This is a genomic window from Janthinobacterium sp. EB271-G4-7A (genome assembly GCF_020858075.1).
Lineage (GTDB): Bacteria > Pseudomonadota > Gammaproteobacteria > Burkholderiales > Burkholderiaceae_D > Janthinobacterium > Janthinobacterium lividum.
In genome coordinates this window covers 1,370,157-1,389,224 of sequence record NZ_JACYMI010000001.1, presented here as the reverse complement: position 1 = coordinate 1,389,224, position 19,068 = coordinate 1,370,157, and the positions used below count along the sequence as shown (strand labels likewise).

The following is a 19,068-nucleotide window of genomic DNA, read 5'->3' as shown; positions in this document are numbered from 1 at the left end:
ATTTCCAATTTGAAATTCAATTGCATTCCAACCGTGGGAGAACGATGATGGCTGATGTGTATCTAGGACAAATCATGATGGGCGGCTTCAATTTTGCGCCGCGTGGATTTGCGGCATGTAACGGGCAATTGCTGCCCGTTGCGCAAAATCAGGCGCTGTTTGCACTGCTGGGTACCTATTACGGCGGCAATGGCAGTACGACCTTTGCCTTGCCTAACTTGCAAGGCAGTACCCCTGTCGGTGCGGGTAGTTCTGTCGATGGCGCCTGGCAACCTTCCCCCTACCCGATCGGCACCCGAGCGGGGACCGAGGCTGTCACCTTGATATCGACACAGATGCCGCCGCACACGCATGCGGCCAATACGGTAACGACGCCCGGCACGTCGAAAAATCCCACGAATACCCTGTTTGGCGGCAGCGGCGCGGAATCCATCTATGGTTCGGCCGGGCCGCAAGTTACCCTGTCCAACCAAACCCTGGCGTTGACCGGCGGCAACCAGGCGCATAACAATATGCAGCCGTTCTCGGTCATCAACTTCAATATCGCCTTGAGCGGTATCTTCCCGTCGCGCAACTAACGAATCAGCCAATTCTTACGGAGCATAGTCATGACCACACCCTATGTCGGCGAAATTCGCCTGTTTGCCTTTCCCCGCATTCCCAGCGGCTGGTTCGCCTGCGACGGCAGCCTGAAACCGATCGCCAATAATGAAGTACTGTATACCCTGCTGGGCACCACCTACGGCGGCGACGGCGTCAACACTTTCGCCGTGCCCGACCTGCGCGGCCAGGTTCCCCTGCATATGGGCACCGGTCCCGGCCTGACCAACCGGCCCATCGGGCAACGAAGCGGCAGCGAATCGGTGACCTTGCTGGCAACCCAGCTTCCTTCGCATACGCACCCGTTCAATGTGAACAGCACCCTGGCGACGGCGAATGTGCCAGCGGCCAACCTGCTGCTGACGGCCCCGTCGAATAACGACAAGATGTACACCAGCGACCTGACCGGCCTGACCGCCTATGCACTGGCAACCACCGCCACGGGCGCGACAGGCGGCACCCTGCCGCACGAGAACACCATGCCCACCCTGACAGCGTCATTTTGCATCGCATGGGCAGGCATTTTCCCATCGCAGCAATAGCAGCCGGCAAGCCAGCGCAGCCCATAAAATCGATCAGGAGAACCTACCGTGACAACACCATACCTTGGCGAGATACAAGTCTTCGGCTTCAATTTCACACCCTACGGGTGGGCCAGCTGCAATGGCGCCACCCTGCAAATCCAGCAATATAGCGCCCTGTTTTCCTTGATCGGCACGCAGTATGGGGGGAACGGGACCACCACCTTCCAGCTGCCCAACTTCACGGGACGCGCGCCCTGCAGCCAGGGACAAGGACCGGGCCTGACACCGCGCGTGATGGGCGAGACCTTCGGCAGCAACAGTGTCTCGTTGAACGTCACGGAGATCCCGAATCACACCCATCAACTCAATGTGTACCGCCAGCCCACGGCCGCCCTGCAGCACAACACCCCGCTCGCTGGCGATGGCTTGATTGCGCTGGGCGGCACGTCCGCATTCGTGCCGACGACGCCACCCAATGTCACGCTGTCCCCGGCCGCGATCGGTACTGCCGGTGGCGGCCAGCCGCACGAAAACCGCCAGCCGATGCTGGCGGTCAATTTCTGCATCGCCCTGCAAGGGGAATTCCCGTCGTTTGATTAAGTTTGATGCATCCAGGCAGGCGGCGCCATCGCGGCGCCCGCCTTGCCCCTCTCCCCGTACCGGCCTCAGTTAAACACTGCCTGGTACAGGAAGCCGTGGCTGTCACGCGCCACCGGCACCAAAAAGATACCCACTTCGCCAAACGCATCATGCTGCATCTGGAAGATTTTCTGGCTGAACAGGATGGGAGAGCTATTGTGAAACAGCAGGCTGAACGGCTTGCGCATCAAGCCCTCCAGAGTTGCTGACGGCAGCGGGCGCACTTCCTTCAGGACAAAGGCGGCATTCCCGTCACCGGCCGCAATAAACGTCTCGTTGACGCGCGCGGCAAAATGTTCGATGGTCAGGACATTCATCATTCCAGATATTCCATTCCGTAAGCAGTGTGGTAAAGACGATGCCTGATTCTAATGGAATCATTGCCGCCCTGGCACGGCAATGACATGAAAAACCAGACGTCATATGCACCGCGGGGCGGGAGCAAGCTGCTCCCGCCCCGCGGCGTCACCTCCTTGAGCCGTAGCGCTACTTGAGCGGCATGGCAATACCGAACATCACCGACTGGCTACGTCCGCTATCCATGTTCAGATTGCTGTTGTAGTCCAGGGTAATGGTCATGCCGTTCGACAGCAGCAGTTTGACGCCCAGTCCCGCCGTCCAGTTGCCCGTCTGCTGCGGCACCGTGCGGATCACGTACACGGGGCCGTCGGCCGCCAGGTCGGCATAGGCCAGGCGCGCATCATCGGCGCCCTGGAACTGGTGCCGGTACTCGAGCCGCGCACGCGGGAACCACGTGCCCAGGCCGCCCACATAGATGCCCTCGGCCCGCACGCCCAGCGCGCCGATGCGCGAACGCACCGTCTGCTTGAAGTAGCTCAGCGCGTTGATGCCCGCCGCTTTCTCCGTGTACGGATCGAGCTTGGCCGACATCAGTTCCACCCGGCCATACGGCGACCACATCCACATTTCCTGGCGCATCTCGATGCCGCCCACCAGCGCGCCGAACACCTGCTTGCCGTCGCGTTCACCCGTGGCGAAACCGCTGCCATCGGTAAGGTAGCGCGACGCATCGTATTGCAGGGTACCGTAGCCGAGCACGCCGTCAAGGAAGACGCCCTTGCTCGGACGCAGGCTGCCATACACGGCCGCCACGGCGCTGTCGGCCGTGCTGCGGCTGCCGTTCTGGCCCACGTCGCTGCGGTCATGGCTGAAGCCGGCGCCCACGCCCAGGGTCGCCAGGTCGCTGAGGCGGTAATCGCCACCCACGCTCACGCCGTTGGTGCGGAAACGGAAGCCCGTGTCGCGGCCATTCACATCGTGCTGGCCGAAGTCCACCGCACCGCCCAGCCACAATGCCAAGGCCTGCTTCTGCGTGTCCGGGCGCTGCGGCATGTCCGGCAAGCCGTTCGTGGCGCCGCTGACATCCACCTGTTGCCGCTCGCTGCTGAAACCGGCATCGGGCTGGCGCAGGGAAGCCTTGCGCATGAACGGTTTCACGGCCGTGCCGAACACGCGGTCCGCTTCCTGCTCCTGCCAGCGCGCCAGCGCCGCCGTCGGGTTGCCGCTGTCGTTCGGCGGCGTCAGGCTCAGGCCAAAGCTGGAACGTCCCCAGCCGTCGCCATGCAGGCTTTCCAGGCGCTGCGTGAAGTTCGACAGCTGCGCGCTGGCGAAACGCCGCGCCGCATCGGCTTGCGCCGCCTGCAGGCCGATCACTTCCGGATCGACCGACGGGTCGCGGCGCGCCGTCACGGTCACGTTGACCACGCCCGGCTTCGAGGTGGCAAAGGCATTGCTCAGGGTATAGCTGACCACCGCTGCGCCGGCAAACTTGCCCGAGGCCGCAAAGCTCAGCTGGTACGACGGCTTGCCCGCCGTGCCCACGTCGCGCACCACCGCCTTGCCCGCCTCCGCCGGCGCCACGCTCAGCACATTCGCCGCCGTGAACGGACCGCCCGTGGCGCCCGCCGTCAGGTCCACATTGACCGTCAGGCCGGCCACCACCGTGGCGCTCTGGCTGGCCACCTGCGGCATCGGATTGACGGAAATCGTCGACGTCACCGGCGCCGAGGTGCCGAACACGTTCGACACGGTGTAGCCGATGCTGATCTGGCCGCTGGTATTGATGCCTGGCGTATAGACGATGTCCATGCCATTCACCGCTGCCGTGCCGCTGGCCGGCTGCGTGGTAATCGCCACTGCCGTGAACGGCCCGCCCGTGGCGCCTTGCGTCACGGGCAGGGTCACCGGCGTGCCGGCCAATACCGTGACCGTCTTGGCGACAGGTACCGGCACCGGCTGCGGCGCCACCGTCACACTGACCGTCGCGGGCGCGGACGTGCCGCCCGGCCCAGTCGCCGTGTAGCTGAAGGCGTCAGGACCGAAGTAGTTCGCATTCGGCACATACGTCACCTTGAAGGAGCGGCCGCTGCCACCGCCCGCCGCACCGCTCGTCACCACCGTGACGCGCCCATGCTGCGGCGGCGTGACGATGGTCACATCGGTGATCGGGCTGCCATCCGTGGAAGCGATGGTCAGGCTCACTTCCTGGTTGGCTGACGTCGTCGCCGTTTCATTCGGCACCGGCGGCGGCGCCTGGTTCACTTGCAGGGTCAACGCTTGCTGCACCGTGAACTGGTGCGCGTCCTTCGCTTGCAAGGTGAAGTTGTAGCTGCCCGCCACCGTCGGCGTGCCGCTGACGATGCCGGTCGCCGCATTGAGCACCAGGCCCGTTGGCAAGGCGCCGCCGCTCACGGAGTACGCATACGGCGCGATGCCGCCGGCCGCCGTGAATGTCTGGCTGTACGCGTCGCCGGCACGGATTGCCGCCAGGCTGGCCGGCGTCAGTGTCAGGACCGGTGCCGCCACTGCCAGGGTATAGCTGTTGCTCGCGCTGAATGGCGCGCCCACGCCCGTGCTGCTATCGGTGACCTTGATGCTGAACGGGAAACTGCCCGCCACATTCGTCGTGCCGGACAGTACGCCCGTGGCCCCGTTCAGGCTCAGGCCAGCGGGCAAGGTACCGCTGCTGACGCTGAAGGTGTACGGCGCCGTGCCGCCCGTCGCCGAGAGGGTCGCGCTGTAGGCCGCTTCCGCCGTTGGATTGGACAAGGTGGCTGGCGTCAGGCTGACCGTCGCCGAAGACACCACCAGCGTATAGCTTTGCGTGCCGGTAAACAGATGCGCATCGGCCGCCTGCACGGTCACGGTAAAACTGCCGGCTGCCGTTGGCGTGCCGCTCAGCAAGCCGCTGCTGCTCAAGGTGAGGCCCGCTGGCAGGCTGCCGCCCGACACCGTGTAGGCATAGGGAGCGATGCCGCCGCTGGCCGACAGTGGCTGGCTGTACGCCGTGGCCACTGTCGCCGCCGGCAAGGTGGCCGGCGTGAGCGTGATCGTCGGCGCGCCGACGGTCACGGTATAACTACTGGTGGCGCTGAACGGCGCACCCGTGCCCGTGCTGCTGTCCGTGACCTTGATACTGAACGGGAAACTGCCCGCCACATTCGTCGTGCCGGACAGTACGCCCGTGGCCGCATTCAGGCTCAGGCCAGCGGGCAAGGTACCGCTGCTGACGCTGAAGGTGTACGGCGCCGTGCCGCCCGCTGCCGTCAGCGTCGTAGTGTAGACCGCTTCCGCCGTTGGATTCGGCAAGGTGGTCGGCGTCAGGCTGACCGTGGCCGAGGACACCACCAGGGTATAGCTTTGCGTGCCTGTGAACTGGTGCGCATCGGCCGCCTGCACGGTCGCGGTGAAATTGCCGCCCGCCGTTGGGGTGCCGCTGAGCAGACCACTGCTGCTCAGCGTCAGGCCCGCAGGCAGGCTGCCGGCCGACACCGTGAAGGCATAGGGAGCGACGCCGCCGCTGGCCGACAATTGCTGGCTATACGCCGTGGCCACTTTCGGCGCCGCCAGCGAACCTGGCGTCACCGAGATTACGGGGGCAACCACTATCAAGGTATAGCTGTTGCTGGCGCTGAACGGTGCCCCCGCGCCGGTGCTGCTGTCCGCGACCTTGATGCTGACAGGGAAGCTGCCGGCCACATTGGTCGTACCGGACAACACGCCGGTGGCCGCATTCAGGCTCAGGCCGACAGGCAAGGTGCCGCTGGTCACGCTGTAGGTATACGGCGCCGTGCCGCCCGTCGCCGCCAGGGTTGCAGTGTAGGCTGCCTCCGCCGTCGGATTGGGCAAGGTGGCCGGGGTCAGGCTGACGCTAGGATTGCCTACTGTGACCGTCACTGTGGCTGACGCAGACGTGCCGCCGGCATTGCTGGCCGTATAGGTAAAACTGTCTGGCCCGGCATAGCCTGCCGTCGGCGTGTAAGTGATGCTGGTACCGCTGACCGTCGCCGTGCCGTGGCCGGCGGCGGAGGCCACCGCCACCGACGTCGCCGTACCGCCGCTCAGGTTCAGGGTGATCGGATTGGCGCTGCTGCCATACGCCACCGTCGCGCTGACGGCGCCGGCAATCGGCACGCTAGGCGTCACCGTGATCGTCACGACGGCAGCCGCCGACGTGCCGCCACCATTGCTGGCCGTGTAAGAGAAGCTGTCCGGCCCGGAATAACCTGCCGCCGGCGTGTAAGTGATGCTGGTGCCGCTGGCCGTCGCCGTGCCGTGGCCGGCGGCGGAGGCTACCGCCACCGACGTCGCCGCGCCGCCGCTCAGGTTCAGGGTGATCGGATTGGCGCTGCTGCCATACGCCACCGTCGCGCTGACGGCGCCGGCAACGGGCACGCTGGGCGTTACCGTGATCGTCACGATGGCTTCCGCCGACGTGCCGCCACCATTGCTGGCCGTGTAGGAGAAGCTGTCCGGCCCGGAATAACCTGCCGCCGGCGTGTAAGTAATGCTGGTGCCGCTGACCGTCGCCGTGCCGTGGCCGGCAGCGGAGGCCACCGCCACCGACGTCGCCGCGCCGCCGCTCAGGTTCAGGGTGATCGGATTGGCGCTGCTGCCATACGCCACCGTCGCACTGACGGCGCCGGCCACTGGGGGCGCCACCACCACCGTGACGGAGTAGGCGCGCGACCCCGTGTAGGGTCCGCTGCCACTGCTGCTGTCGGTCGCGGTGACGGTGAAGTTATATGGCCCCGCTGCCGTCGGCGTGCCGGACAAGGTGCCGTCCGCCGCCAGGCTCAGGCCCGTCGGCACGCTGCCGCCGGTGATGGCATAGCTATACGGGGCCGTGCCGCCGCCGGCGGCAATGCCCTGGCTGTAGGCGACGCCGGCTGTCATCGCCGGCATCACCGTTGGTGCCACCGTGATCGTCGGCGCAGTGACAGTCATCGAGTAGGCGCGCGCGCCGGAATACGGGCCGCTGCCCGTCGAACTGTCCGTGGCGCGCACGGTAAAGTTGAAGACGCCGCCCGCCGTCGGCGTGCCCGACAGCGTGCCGGTGGCAGCATTCAAGGTCAGGCCGGCCGGCAAGGCGCCGGCGCTGATGGCGTAGGTGTATGGCCCGGTGCCGTTCGCGGCCGTCACGCTCTGGCTGTATGCGCTACCCACGGCTGCCGCGGGCACGGTGCTTGGCGCAATCGTGATGGTGGGACCGCCGACCGTGATCGTCACGGTGGCGGGCGCCGAGGTGCCGATGCCGTTCGTAGCCGTGTAAGTGAAGCTGTCCGGCCCGCCGTAGCCGGCCGTCGGCGTGTAGGTGATGCTGGTGCCGCTGGCCGTCGCCATGCCGTGCGAGGCAGCGGAGGCCACAGCCACCGACGTCGCCGCGCCGCCGCTCAGGTTCAGCGTGATCGGGTTGGCGCTGCTGCCATAGGCCAGGCTGGCGCTGACGGCGCCGGCCACGGGCGCGCCGGCCGCTACGGTGACGGAATACGCGCGCGAACCCGTGTAGGGGCCGCTGCCGGTGCTGCTGTCGGTGCCCGTGACGGTGAAATTGAATGGTCCCGCCGCCGTTGGTGTGCCCGACAGAGTGCCATCCGGAGCCAGGCTCAGGCCCGTCGGCAAGCTGCCGCCGGTGATGGCATAGCTATACGTGGCCGTGCCGCCGGCGGCGCTGATGGACTGGCTGTAGGCGACGCCGGCCGTCATCGCCGGCATGACCGTCGGCGTGATGCTGATCGTTGGTGCTGCCACCGTCATCGAGTAGGCGCGCGCGCCAGAGTATGGGCCGCTGCCCGTCGAACTGTCCGTGGCGCGCACGGTAAAGTTGAAGACGCCGCCCGCCGTCGGCGTGCCCGACAGCGTGCCGGTGGCAGCATTCAAGGTCAGGCCGGCCGGCAAGGTGCCGGCGCTGATGGCGTAGGTGTACGGCCCGGTGCCGTTCGCGGCCGTCACGCTCTGGCTGTATGCAGCACCCACGGCTGCCGCGGGCACGGTGCTTGGCGCAATCGTGATGGTGGGGCCGCCGACCGTGATCGTCACGGTGGCCGGCGCCGAGGTGCCCACGCCGTTGCTGGCCGTGTAGGTGAAGCTGTCCGGCCCGCCGTAACCGGCCGTCGGCGTGTAGGTGATGCTGGTGCCGCTGGCCGTCGCCGTGCCGTGCGAGGCAGCGGAGGCCACAGCCACCGACGTCGCCGCGCCGCCGCTCAGGTTCAGCGTGATCGGGTTGGCGCTGCTGCCATAGGCCACGCTGGCGCTGACATTGCCGGCCACGGGAGCGCCGGCCGCTACGGTGACGGAATACGCGCGCGAACCCGTGTATGGTCCGGCGCCGGTGCTGCTGTCGGTCGCGGTGACGGTGAAATTGAATGGTCCCGCCGCCGTCGGCGTGCCCGACAGAGTGCCATCCGGAGCCAGGCTCAGGCCCGTCGGCAAGCTGCCGCCGGTGATGGCATAGCTATACGTGGCCGTGCCGCCGGCGGCGCTGATGGACTGGCTGTAGGCGACGCCGGCCGTCATGGCCGGCATGACCGTCGGCGTGATGCTGATCGTTGGTGCTGCCACCGTCATCGAGTAGGCGCGCGCGCCGGAATACGGGCCGCTGCCCGTCGAACTGTCCGTGGCGCGCACGGTAAAGTTGAAGACGCCGCCCGCCGTTGGCGTGCCCGACAGCACGCCGGTGGCAGCATTCAAGGTCAGGCCGGCCGGCAAGGCGCCGGCGCTGATCGCATATCCGTACGGCGCGAAACCGTTTGCCGCCGTCACGTTCTGGCTGTAGGCCGCCCCAACGTTTGCTGCTGGCACGGTGCTTGGCGCAATCGTGATGGTGGGACCGGCGACCGTGATCGTCACGGTGGCGGGTGCCGAGGTGCCGATGCCGTTGCTGGCCGTGTAGGTGAAGCTGTCCGGTCCGCCGTAACCGGCCATCGGCGTGTAGGTGATGCTGGTGCCGCTGGCCGTCGCCGTGCCGTGCGAGGCAGCGGAGGCCACGGCCACCGACGTCGCCGCGCCGCCGCTCAGGTTCAGGGTGATCGGGTTGGCGCTGCTGCCATAGGCCACGGTGGCGCTGACGGCACCGGCCACGGGGGCGCCGGCCGCGACGGTGACGGAATACGCGCGCGACCCCGTATAGGGGCCGCTGCCGCCGCTGCTGTCGGTCGCGGTGACGGTGAAGTTATACGGCCCCGCTGCCGTGGGCGTGCCGGACAAGGTGCCGTTCGCGGCCAGGCTCAAGCCCGTGGGCAGGCTGCCGCCAGTGATGGCATAGGTATAGGTGGCCGTGCCGTTCGCCGCAGTGATGCCCTGGCTATAGGCAAGACCGACTGTCATTGCCGGCATGACCGTCGGCGCGACGGTGATGGTTGGCGCATTGACCGTCAGCGCATAAGCGCGCGTGCCATTGGCAGCCAGCGAGTCCGTGGCCCGCACGGTGAAATTGAACGTGCCTCCCGCCGTCGGCGTGCCAGACAGACTACCGGCGCCGGACAGGCTCATGCCTGCAGGCAAGCTGCCAGCCGTCACCGCGTAGGTGTAGGGCGCCGCGCCGCCCGTCGCGCTCAAGGCCGTCACAGGATAAGCCTGGGCCACCGTCGCAGTCGGCACGGTGGCAGGCGACAGCACGATGGCGGAAGTGATCGTGACGTTGTACACGATGGGCTGCGCCACATCGTCCTTGACGGTGAAGGTATCGGAGGTCGCGCTGAGATTCGTATTCCTGTAGCGCACGGCATTCGTCTGGTTCGAATCCTCCAGCGTGCCGTGTTGCGGCGGCACCAGGGTGCCCGTCAGGCCGAAGGGGGAACAAGCCGAATTGGAATAATCCTCGTAATACTCTTGCCCCGCCACCACGCTGATGTTGCGCGGACTCGGGCAGGCACTGGCGGCGGAAGCCTGGCTGGAAAAGAGGGATAGCAAGACAAACAGCAGGGTTCCCGCCAGGCGCATCAGCCACGATGGCAGCAAGCCTTGGACAGGCGGCGCGCCATGGGCCCTGGCAATGAAGCCATCAACACTCCGGACAGGCGTGGATAGCCATCCAAATTTCGTGAAATTTAGAAACATTTGTCTTCCCTCAATACATTTATCTTGGCGCTGGAGCTATTGCAGATAACGGTCAAGGCAAACCTGCACGCCGATGACAACTACCGTCAACAGGACTCAAGGTGGCTTCCCAGCATGATTAAACCTTGCTTTAAGTCAATCTATGCTACTACGGCTTACAAAGAAAGCAACTATAAAATATTATCAAATAGGGAAGTTTTTTAATAAAAATCAATTGCTATTAAAATAGTGTATTTATTCAACAACAATTATGGAAAAGAAACCCGCGTGGGAGGCTCTATTGACCTGCTCGCCGTAAGCCATGCGGACGTGGCATCAGGCTAGTCTGCATGGGCAACAGCAAGGGCTTGCCGCCCATTTTCCCTGTCGAGTACGCTCGGTGCGCCAACAGGAAGACGGCTTTGCATGGGAAAATTCTGGCGGCGCATGCTTGCCGCTGCAGCAGCAGCGACCGCATCGAATACGGCCTCGCGTACCCTGCCCTCAGTTGCACGCACGCCACGCCCGAGGCTGTCACCTTGCAAGCCACCCGCGCAGAAATTCTTGCCAGCGGGCAGCATGGCCTGCCCGGCATGTTGCCCGGCAGGCCATTGCCACCTGTCGTCAGCTTTACTGCAGTGCTTGCTTCAAGCCCGGCGCAAACTCCGCGCCATGTTTCACCTGCGCGGTGGACGCCTTCAGGGTGGCGCCGATGGGCTCGGCGCGCCCAGCCAGGCATTGCCCCAGGAAGTTTTCCGTCACCGCATTGAAAGCGATGTTGTTCACGGGCCGGGCAAAACCATGGCCCTCGTCGGGGAACAGCACATACGTGACGGGGATGTTCTTGGCCGCCATGGCCGCCACGATCTGGTCCGATTCAGCCACGTTGACGCGCGGGTCGTTCGCGCCCTGGCCGATCAGCAGCGGGCGCTGGATATTCTGCGCAAAGTTCAGCGGCGAACGCTCCTTCAGCAGCGCCTTGCCCTCTTCCGTGGTCGGGTCGCCCATGCGCTTGTAGAACTGCTGCTTGCCCGCTTCCCAATACGGCGGTATGGTTTGCAGCAAGGTAAACAGGTTCGACGGGCCGACGATGTCGACGCCGCAGGCAAACGTCGTCGGCGTGAACGCCATGCCGGCCAGGGTGGCATAACCGCCATACGAGCCGCCCATGATGGCCACCTTGTCGGCCGTGGTCACACCGCTTTTCACCGCCCATTGCACGGCGTCGAGCAAGTCGTCATGCATCTTGCGGCCCCACTGCAGGTCGCCGGCCGAGATGAATTGCTTGCCGAAGCCCGTCGAGCCGCGGAAGTTCACCGACAGCACGGCGTAGCCGCGGTTGGCCAGCCACTGGTGATAGCCGTTGTAGCCATACGTATCGCGCGCCCACGGGCCGCCGTGCACCAGCAGCACCATCGGCACCGCCTGCGATGGCGTGCCGCCGGCGTTCGCCTTCGATGCTTGCGGCAGGGTCAGATACGACACCAGGTTCAGGCCGTCGCGCGCCTTGATTTGCTGCGGATACATGGGCACCAGCGGTGCGCCTTCCAGTTCCGGACGCGTCACGTACAGCCGCGTGAGCTTTCGGGTCTTGCGTTCGTACAGCCAGCTCGATGGCGGCGCCGTGACGGCATCGACGGCCACCAGCCATTTATCGTCGGCATCCGTGCGCGACGTTACCGTGAACTGGCCCTGGGTATTTTTTTTCAGGAAGGCCAGGTCGGCTTTCAGGTCGTTCGTCAGCGGCAGATATTCCTGCTGCAGAAAATTGACCGTGTAGGCCTGCACGCGGCCCGTGCGCGTGTCGTACAGCGCATCGGCAATATCCGTGCGCGGGTCTTGCGCCACCACCGTGCTCTTGCCGCTGGCCACGTCCTGCGCCAGCAGCGCCGAGGTATTGCGGCCGCGCGAATCGTTCCAGTACAGGGTCTTGCCATCGACCGTGAACGCCAGCGGCGACGTGGTCTGCGCATCTTCCAGGCCCACTTCGGCCAGCGGCGTGCTCTCGACCTTGCCATCGGCCAGGCGGAAATACGTCATGCCGCCATCGGCGCGCGCCTTGCTGGCAATGCGCAAGTTGAGCAGTTCATCGGCGACATAGCCGCCATAGCCATCATTCTGCTGCACCAGGGTCAGCTTGCCGCTGGCCAGGTCCAGGCTGTACACGTCGTGCCAGCGCGCATCGCGGTTATTGATGCCGACGAGGATGCGGTCCTTCACCTTGCTGCTGATCTGGACTATCCGCACGCGGGTCTTCTCGAACGGCGTGTAGTTGATCTGCTTGCCGCTCGCCACGTTCACGCCGTACAGCAGGAAGTTTTCATCGCCGCCCTTGTCCTGGATGAACAGCAGGGTTTTCGAATCGGGCGACCAGAAGCTGCTGCGGATGGGCCGCACCTTTTCTTCCGTCAGCGGGCGAGCTTGCGCCGGGTCGCTGGCCGGCGCCACCCACACATTGAGCACGCCGTCGCGCGGCGCGATCCACGACAGCCACTTGCCATCCGGGCTGATGCGCCCGCCGGACTTGCTGGGATTGCCAAAAATCTTCGCCCGCTCGATCAGCGGCGTGTCATTGGCAGGGGCTTGGGCGTGCGCCGGCAGGGCGGCGGCAAACAACAGGGCAGGCAGGGCAGGCAGGGCATAGCGGATCATGGACACCTCATGGTTGATGAATGAAGGGAAACTTCACACGTGCATGTGCCAGGCCATCATAGGCCAAACGGCTGTTGCCAGGCTGATCACAATGACCAAATCAGGAAACGGGGGAACAGAATGCCTGTAGCGGGGAATGAAATGCGGGAGGCGAGAATTGAGCAAGCGCAAGACGCTGGCACGATGGCACGATGGCGCGACCCGAGCGGACGTAGCACGCTTGCCAATTCTTGCAAAACCATACACTATCTGCGTGCAGTAATTCAGCCCTGACATGGAGAGAGCACTCATGAGCACATGTGACCATATCGTCCGAATGGCCGCCTACAATGAAGTAATGAACGAGAAACTGTATAGTGCAGCTGGGCAACTATCTCAGGAGGAGCTCTTTGCCGACCGCAAGGCTTTTTTTGGCTCCCTCTTCGGCACGATGAACCACCTTGTCGTCGCCGATACGATCTGGCTCAAGCGCTTCTGCGGACATCCGGCACGCCAGCCGGCGCTCGACGCCATCCGCGCGGCAGCCGCCCCGGCGGCGCTGAACCAGCCGCAGGCCGAAGACCTGACGGGCCTGCTCAGGCTGCGCCATACGCTGGACCAGACCATACAGCGCTGGGCCGCCGACCTGACGCCAGGTGACCTGGAACAGCCGCTCGGCTACGCCAACATGAAAGGCATGGTGTCGCGCAAGCGCTATTCGAGCCTGATCATGCATTTTTTCAATCACCAGACGCATCACCGGGGCCAGGCCACCACCCTGCTGTCGCAAAGCAGCATCGACATCGGCGTCACCGACCTGCTGATGCTGATTCCCAACGAAGATTGACGAGCGCAGGCACGGGCGGCAGCACGCCCCCGGCCGCCAGCCTTCCCGCGTCAGTCCGCGGCCAGCTTGCCGCGTCTGGCGCGGTCGCAGCGCCGCACCTCCATATGGTAGGCCGCCCGGATATCATAAAATTTCTCGTGGAATCCCGGATCTAGCACTTCATACGTCTCTTCGCGCCCCGTGCAAAGTTGCCGCACGATTAAGTCGCCTGCCTCGATCACCACCAGATCCTGCTGGGTCAAGATACTGTTTTTCTTGACCAGTGCACGCAAGCCATCGACACGCACACCGTTCGACTTCAAAACGGAAATTCTATCCGTCATCGCTTCTGGAAATTTCATCGGCATTACTCTTTTCTGATCACGGCGCCAGCAGGCGTGGCGCCACAACACCTTGTTGCTACTCGCAGATGCCAGCCGTTGCTTCCTGGGCCAGTGTCATGACACGTCTATTGTCGGACAGACACCTGTTGGAACCTACAGTATCAGTTAACTACAGTCAATGTTTATATGGAAGCATTATCAAATTTGAATGGAGAGCGAACCATGGTCATCACTGTCAGCGCCTGTACACGCGACAACATGAAACCCGAAGACACCCATGCCATGTACCGGCTGCGCCACATGGTATTCTGCGAACGGCTGCACTGGGACGTGCATACGGCGGACGGCATGGAATCGGACGAATACGATGATTTGTTCCCCGTGTACATGCTGGCGCGCGATATCAGCGGCAAACTGTTCGGCTGCGCGCGCCTGCTGCCGACGACCGGCGACTACATGCTCAAGTCCGTTTTCCCGCAATTGCTGCAAGGCAATCCCATTCCGAACGCCGAAGATACCTGGGAGCTCAGCCGGTTCGCCTTCGAGCAGTCGAAAGGCGGCGAACACCGCTTCTCGCTGGCCAGTTCGCACATGGTGGTCGAGGCACTGGAATTCGCCCTGGACAACAACATCACGTGCTACGTCGGCGTCACGACCGTCGCCTTTGAAAAACTGCTGCGCAAGATCGGCTTGCACGTCAAGCGCTTCGGCCCGCCGATGATGGTCGGGCACGAGCGCTCGGTGGCGTTCTCGATCGACGTCACGACGGCGCAACTGGCGGCGGCACGTTCGAGCCTGTTGCTTGCCGCCCAGCATGTGGCACCGCCGGCACGCGCCAGCCAGGCGGCGCGGGTAGTGCAATAGACGCGGCGCCATCTCAGGCAGCGGCGCAGGCACGCGCCACGGCATCACCCATCGCCTCGGTACCGACCAAAGTCGTGCCCGCTTCATGGATGTCGGCCGTGCGCAGGCCCTGCGCCAGCACTTGCTTGACAGCAGCCTCGATGCGGCTTGCCTGCTCTTCGCGGTTGAGCGAATAGCGCAGCATCATGGCCGCCGACAAGATCGTCGCCAGCGGATTGGCGATGCCCTTGCCCGCGATATCGGGCGCCGAGCCGTGCGACGGCTCATACAAGCCCTTGTTGTTGGCGTCGAGCGAGGCCGACGGCAGCATGCCGATCGAGCCCGTCAGCATGGCGGCCGCATCCGACAGAATGTCGCCGAACATGTTGCCGGTCACCATGACGTCGAATTTCTTCGGCGCCCGCACCAGCTGCATGGCCGCGTTGTCGACATACATGTGATCGAGCGCCACATCCGGGTATTCCTTGTGCACGTCGGTGACGATATCTTTCCAGAACTGGAAGGTTTCCAGCACGTTCGCCTTGTCCACGCTGGTGAGGCGCTTGTCGCGCTTTTGCGCGGCCTGGAAAGCCACGTGGGCGATGCGGCGGATTTCCCCTTCCGCATAGCGCATGGTGTCAAAACCTTCGCGCTGGCCCTTGAACGGACCATCCGGGCACTCGCGCACGCCGCGGGGCTGGCCGAAATAGATGTCGCCCGTCAGTTCACGGATGATCAAAATGTCCAGGCCGGACACCACTTCCGGCTTCAGGGTCGAGGCGCCCGCCAGCTCCGGATACAGAATGGCCGGACGCAGGTTGGCGAACAGGCCCAGGTTCTTGCGCAAGCCCAGGATCGCCTGCTCGGGACGGAACTGGCGCTCCAGATTGTCGTACTGGTAGTCGCCGACAGCGCCGAACAGCACGGCATCGGCCGCTTTCGCCAGGGCCAGGGTGCCTTCCGGCAAGGGATGGCCATGGGCGGCATAGCCGGCGCCGCCCACGGGCGCCGTTTCCAGCTCGAACGATTCGCCCAGCACATTCAAGACCTTGACGGCTTGCGCGATGATTTCAGGACCGATGCCGTCGCCGGGCAGGATTGCAATTTTCATGGAATGATCTTTACATTACGTTGGCCAACCAGGGATTTTTCGTCAAATGGCGTTCTTCAAAGCGGCGGATGGCATCGGCACGGCGCAAGGTCAGGCTGATATCGTCGAAGCCATTCAGCAGGCAATACTTCGTGAACGCGGAGATGAAGAAGGAACAGGCGAAGCTGCCATCGGTGGCGGCAACGCGCTGGCGCGCCAGGTCGACTTCCAGCCGGAAGCCCGGTTCGGCGCCGACCGCCTTGAACAGGTAATGGACTTGCGCTTCACCCAGCACGATGGGCAGCAAGCCGTTCTTGCAGCAGTTATTGAAGAAAATGTCGGCAAACGATGGAGCAATGATGACGCGAAAGCCGTATTGGCCCAGCGCCCAGGGCGCATGCTCGCGCGACGAGCCGCAGCCAAAATTGGCGCGCGCCAGCAGTATCGAGGCGCCCTGGTAGCGCGCCTCGTTGAGCACGAAGTCGGGATTCAGCGGACGACGGCTGTTATCCTGGCCCGGCACGCCGGTGTCCAGATAGCGCCACTGGTCGAACAGATTGGGACCGAAACCGGTGCGGTGGATCGCCGTCAGAAACTGCTTGGGCAAGATCGCGTCGGTGTCGACGTTGGCGCGGTCAAGCGGTACGACCAGGCCGGTATGCTGTGTGAATTTTTCCATGCTTTGAGCCTCCCCTGAAGAGCGCGCCGGCCGGATGTCCAGCCGGCGCCGCGTTGATATGCAAGCGGCGTATGCCGGCCTTAACTCATCTTGCGCACATCGACGAAGCAACCGGCAATGGCTGCCGCGGCGGCCATCGCCGGTGAGACGAGATGCGTGCGTCCGCCCGCGCCCTGGCGCCCCTCGAAGTTGCGGTTCGAGGTCGAGGCGCAGCGTTCGCCCGGTTCCAGGCGGTCGGCATTCATGGCCAGGCACATCGAGCAGCCAGGCTCGCGCCATTCGAAGCCGGCCTCCCTGAAGACGCGGTCCAGCCCCTCCCGCTCGGCCTGCGCCTTCACCAGGCCCGAGCCGGGCACCACCATGGCCAGCTTGACGCTGGCGGCGCGCCGCTTGCCGCGCACGACCTCGGCCGCCGAGCGCAGATCCTCGATGCGCGCATTGGTGCAGGAGCCGATGAACACCTTGTCGATGCGGATGTCGGCGATCAGGGTGTCGGGCGCCAGATCCATATAGGCCAGCGCCTTGCTCATGGCCTCGCGGCGCGCCGCGTCCCGCTCCGCGCCGGGATCCGGCACGCGGCCGTCGACGGCCACGACCATTTCCGGCGAGGTGCCCCAGGTCACTTGCGGGCTGATGCCCGCGGCATCGAGCAGTACCACGCGGTCGAAACTGGCGCCCGCATCCGTGTGCAGCGTCTTCCAATACGCGACGGCTTTTTTCCACTGCGCGCCCGCCGGCGCATACGGCCGCCCCTTGACATAGGCGATCGTCGTCTCGTCCACCGCGATCATGCCGGCGCGCGCGCCCGCCTCGATCGCCATGTTACAGAGCGTCATGCGCCCTTCCATCGACAGCGCGCGGATGGCCGGACCGGCAAACTCGATGGCGTAGCCAGTGCCGCCGGCCGTGCCGATCCGCCCGATCACTTCCAGGGCGATATCCTTGGCCGTGACGCCGGATGCGAGCACGCCGTCGATATGCACCAGCATGGCCTTCGATTTGCGGTCCAGCAGGGTCTGGGTAGCCAGCACATGCTCGACTTCGGAAGTGCCGATGCCGAAGGCCAGGCAGCCAAAGGCGCCATGCGTCGAGGTGTGCGAATCGCCGCAGACGACCGTCATGCCCGGCAGGGTCGCCCCCTGCTCCGGCCCGACCACGTGCGCTATGCCCTGGCGCCTGTCGTGCATGTCGAAATAGGTCAGGCCGTAGAAGCGGGCGTTGGTATCGAGGGTCTGGACCTGGCGCCGCGCGACCGGGTCGGCGATGCCGCCGGCGCGGTCGCCCGTCGGCACGTTGTGATCGGCCACCGCCAGGTTGGCGCCAACGCGCCACGGCTTGCGTCCGGCCGCACGCAAGCCCTCGAAGGCTTGCGGACTGGTGACTTCATGCAGCAGGTGCCGGTCGATATACAGCATGGCGGTGCCATCCTCGTCAACTTGCACCGCGTGGGATTCCCATAATTTATCGTAGAGCGTTTTCATCGTGTCCAGGGCGGCAAGGCCGCGTTAGGGGTCAGGTAGACAGGCGCCGCCTCAAAAGAAGTGGCGGATGCCGGCATTGAACAGGCGGTCGGTGTCGCCGTTGCGCGCGGCGTTGTATTTGGCGGCGCGGCCATTGTGCGTCTGCGAGTACGAGGTATACAGATTGGTCCGCCGCGACAGCGCATAGCTGTAGCCAAGGGCGAACTGGCCGGCATTGCCGCCAGCCTTGCCGCTATCCCATTTGCGGATGTAATCGGCCAGCAGCAGCGAGGCGCCGAACGGCACGCTCACGCCGAGCAGCAGGTCGCGCGTGTCCAGGCCGGCGCTGTCGGTGTTGCGCGCCGCGCCCGCGTGCAGCTTCAGCGCGCCCGCGTCGTACACGCCGCCCAGCATGATGGTGCTGGCACTGGCGCGCGTGCTGGCGCTGTCCTGGTCGACATAGGCCAGCGCCAGCGCCAACGGGCCACGCGCGTAGCTGGCGCTGGCGCCAAGCTGGCGGCCGGCCGCCAGGCCGCCGGGCTGTTCGCCGAATCCCCACGACAGCTGCGCGCTCATGCCGCGCAGCTCCGGCGTCGTGTAGCTGAGATTGTTGTTGACGCGCTTGCCACTCACATTGAACAGACGGCTGGCGTCGCCCGCCATATTGATGTGGAAGGGATCAAAGCTGTCGAGCACCTCGGCGCTGACCGTATATTTCCTGCCCAGCTTGAGCATGCCGAAATCGCCCCCCAGGGCGACCCAGGACTGGCGCCCGAAGAGTACCCCGCCCTGGTCGATGCCGCCGGTATCGGCCAGAATACCGTTCTCAAGCACAAAGCTGGCGACCAGGCCGCCGCCGAGCGCTTCGCTGCCCTTGATGCCGATGCGGCTGCTGCTCTGGCCGCCGCTGCTCAGGCGCGTGACGGTTCCTCCCCCGCTGCCATCATTTTCCAGATTCAGGCCCATGTCCATGAGGCCGTAGAGTTTCAGTTCGCCGCTGGCGGCGGCGCTGTGCCAGCCCAGCGCCGCCACCAGCGCCAGCAGGATGCCTGTCTTTTTTTTCATGAAATCGTTACCAGTCCTATGTAATGAATC

General features: G+C 64.8%; 13 protein-coding genes. 5 read left to right on the top strand and 8 right to left on the bottom strand.

All coding sequences use genetic code 11. The annotated features are described in order from the left end of the window. Positions 1–74 precede the first annotated feature (74 nt). Genes IGS58_RS06270 through IGS58_RS06260 form a run of 3 tightly spaced genes read left to right on the top strand, consistent with a single transcriptional unit; the run spans position 75 to position 1,724 of the window. A complete protein-coding gene (locus IGS58_RS06270) occupies positions 75–578 on the top strand; it encodes a phage tail protein (protein WP_230520888.1) in 504 nt (167 codons plus the stop codon). Between the two features lie 30 nt (positions 579–608). Next, on the top strand, positions 609–1,142 hold the full coding sequence (locus tag IGS58_RS06265) for a phage tail protein (protein ID WP_070253778.1): 534 nt from the start codon (positions 609–611) through the stop codon (positions 1,140–1,142). Between the two features lie 48 nt (positions 1,143–1,190). Then, complete coding sequence (locus IGS58_RS06260) at positions 1,191–1,724, top strand: phage tail protein (protein ID WP_115057554.1); 534 nt, start codon at positions 1,191–1,193, stop codon at positions 1,722–1,724. A gap of 65 nt (positions 1,725–1,789) precedes the next feature. On the opposite strand, the gene IGS58_RS06255 is transcribed toward IGS58_RS06260, so the two are convergent. The 3 genes from IGS58_RS06255 to IGS58_RS06245 form a co-directional block, all read right to left on the bottom strand. Next, positions 1,790–2,083 carry a DUF6916 family protein gene (locus IGS58_RS06255; protein ID WP_230520887.1) on the bottom strand — a complete coding sequence of 98 codons (294 nt, stop codon included), beginning with the start codon at positions 2,081–2,083 and terminating at the stop codon, positions 1,790–1,792. A 166-nt stretch (positions 2,084–2,249) separates the two neighbouring features. After that, positions 2,250–10,121 (bottom strand): putative Ig domain-containing protein, encoded by a 7,872-nt coding sequence (locus tag IGS58_RS06250; protein WP_230520886.1) that lies wholly within the window; start codon positions 10,119–10,121, stop codon positions 2,250–2,252. A 609-nt stretch (positions 10,122–10,730) separates the two neighbouring features. Continuing rightward, a complete protein-coding gene (locus tag IGS58_RS06245) occupies positions 10,731–12,752 on the bottom strand; it encodes a S9 family peptidase (RefSeq protein ID WP_230520885.1) in 2,022 nt (673 codons plus the stop codon). A gap of 274 nt (positions 12,753–13,026) precedes the next feature. Here IGS58_RS06245 and IGS58_RS06240 point away from each other — a divergent pair, with 274 nt between their 5' ends. Beyond that, positions 13,027–13,578 (top strand): DinB family protein, encoded by a 552-nt coding sequence (locus IGS58_RS06240; RefSeq protein ID WP_308153819.1) that lies wholly within the window; start codon positions 13,027–13,029, stop codon positions 13,576–13,578. A 50-nt stretch (positions 13,579–13,628) separates the two neighbouring features. Here the strand turns inward: IGS58_RS06240 and IGS58_RS06235 are convergent, their stop codons facing one another. Then, positions 13,629–13,925: a hypothetical protein gene (locus IGS58_RS06235; protein ID WP_070260281.1), complete on the bottom strand. Its 297-nt coding sequence runs from the start codon at positions 13,923–13,925 to the stop codon at positions 13,629–13,631. 198 nt (positions 13,926–14,123) lie between these two features. Here IGS58_RS06235 and IGS58_RS06230 point away from each other — a divergent pair, with 198 nt between their 5' ends. Next, a complete protein-coding gene (locus IGS58_RS06230; protein WP_070260280.1) occupies positions 14,124–14,765 on the top strand; it encodes an acyl-homoserine-lactone synthase in 642 nt (213 codons plus the stop codon). Between the two features lie 13 nt (positions 14,766–14,778). On the opposite strand, the gene leuB is transcribed toward IGS58_RS06230, so the two are convergent. The 4 genes from leuB to IGS58_RS06210 all read right to left on the bottom strand — a co-directional run bounded on the left by leuB (position 14,779) and on the right by IGS58_RS06210 (position 19,038). Continuing rightward, positions 14,779–15,855 carry a 3-isopropylmalate dehydrogenase gene (gene leuB, locus IGS58_RS06225; RefSeq protein WP_099394325.1) on the bottom strand — a complete coding sequence of 359 codons (1,077 nt, stop codon included), beginning with the start codon at positions 15,853–15,855 and terminating at the stop codon, positions 14,779–14,781. Positions 15,856–15,865: 10 nt separating this feature from the next. After that, a complete protein-coding gene (leuD, locus tag IGS58_RS06220; protein WP_070260626.1) occupies positions 15,866–16,513 on the bottom strand; it encodes a 3-isopropylmalate dehydratase small subunit in 648 nt (215 codons plus the stop codon). Positions 16,514–16,593: 80 nt separating this feature from the next. Next, positions 16,594–17,994 carry a 3-isopropylmalate dehydratase large subunit gene (gene leuC / locus IGS58_RS06215; RefSeq protein WP_099394326.1) on the bottom strand — a complete coding sequence of 467 codons (1,401 nt, stop codon included), beginning with the start codon at positions 17,992–17,994 and terminating at the stop codon, positions 16,594–16,596. Positions 17,995–18,045: 51 nt separating this feature from the next. Further along, entirely contained in the window at positions 18,046–19,038 is a 993-nt protein-coding gene (locus IGS58_RS06210; protein ID WP_230520883.1) for a porin, read from the bottom strand. Between the last annotated feature and the right edge of the window lie 30 nt (positions 19,039–19,068).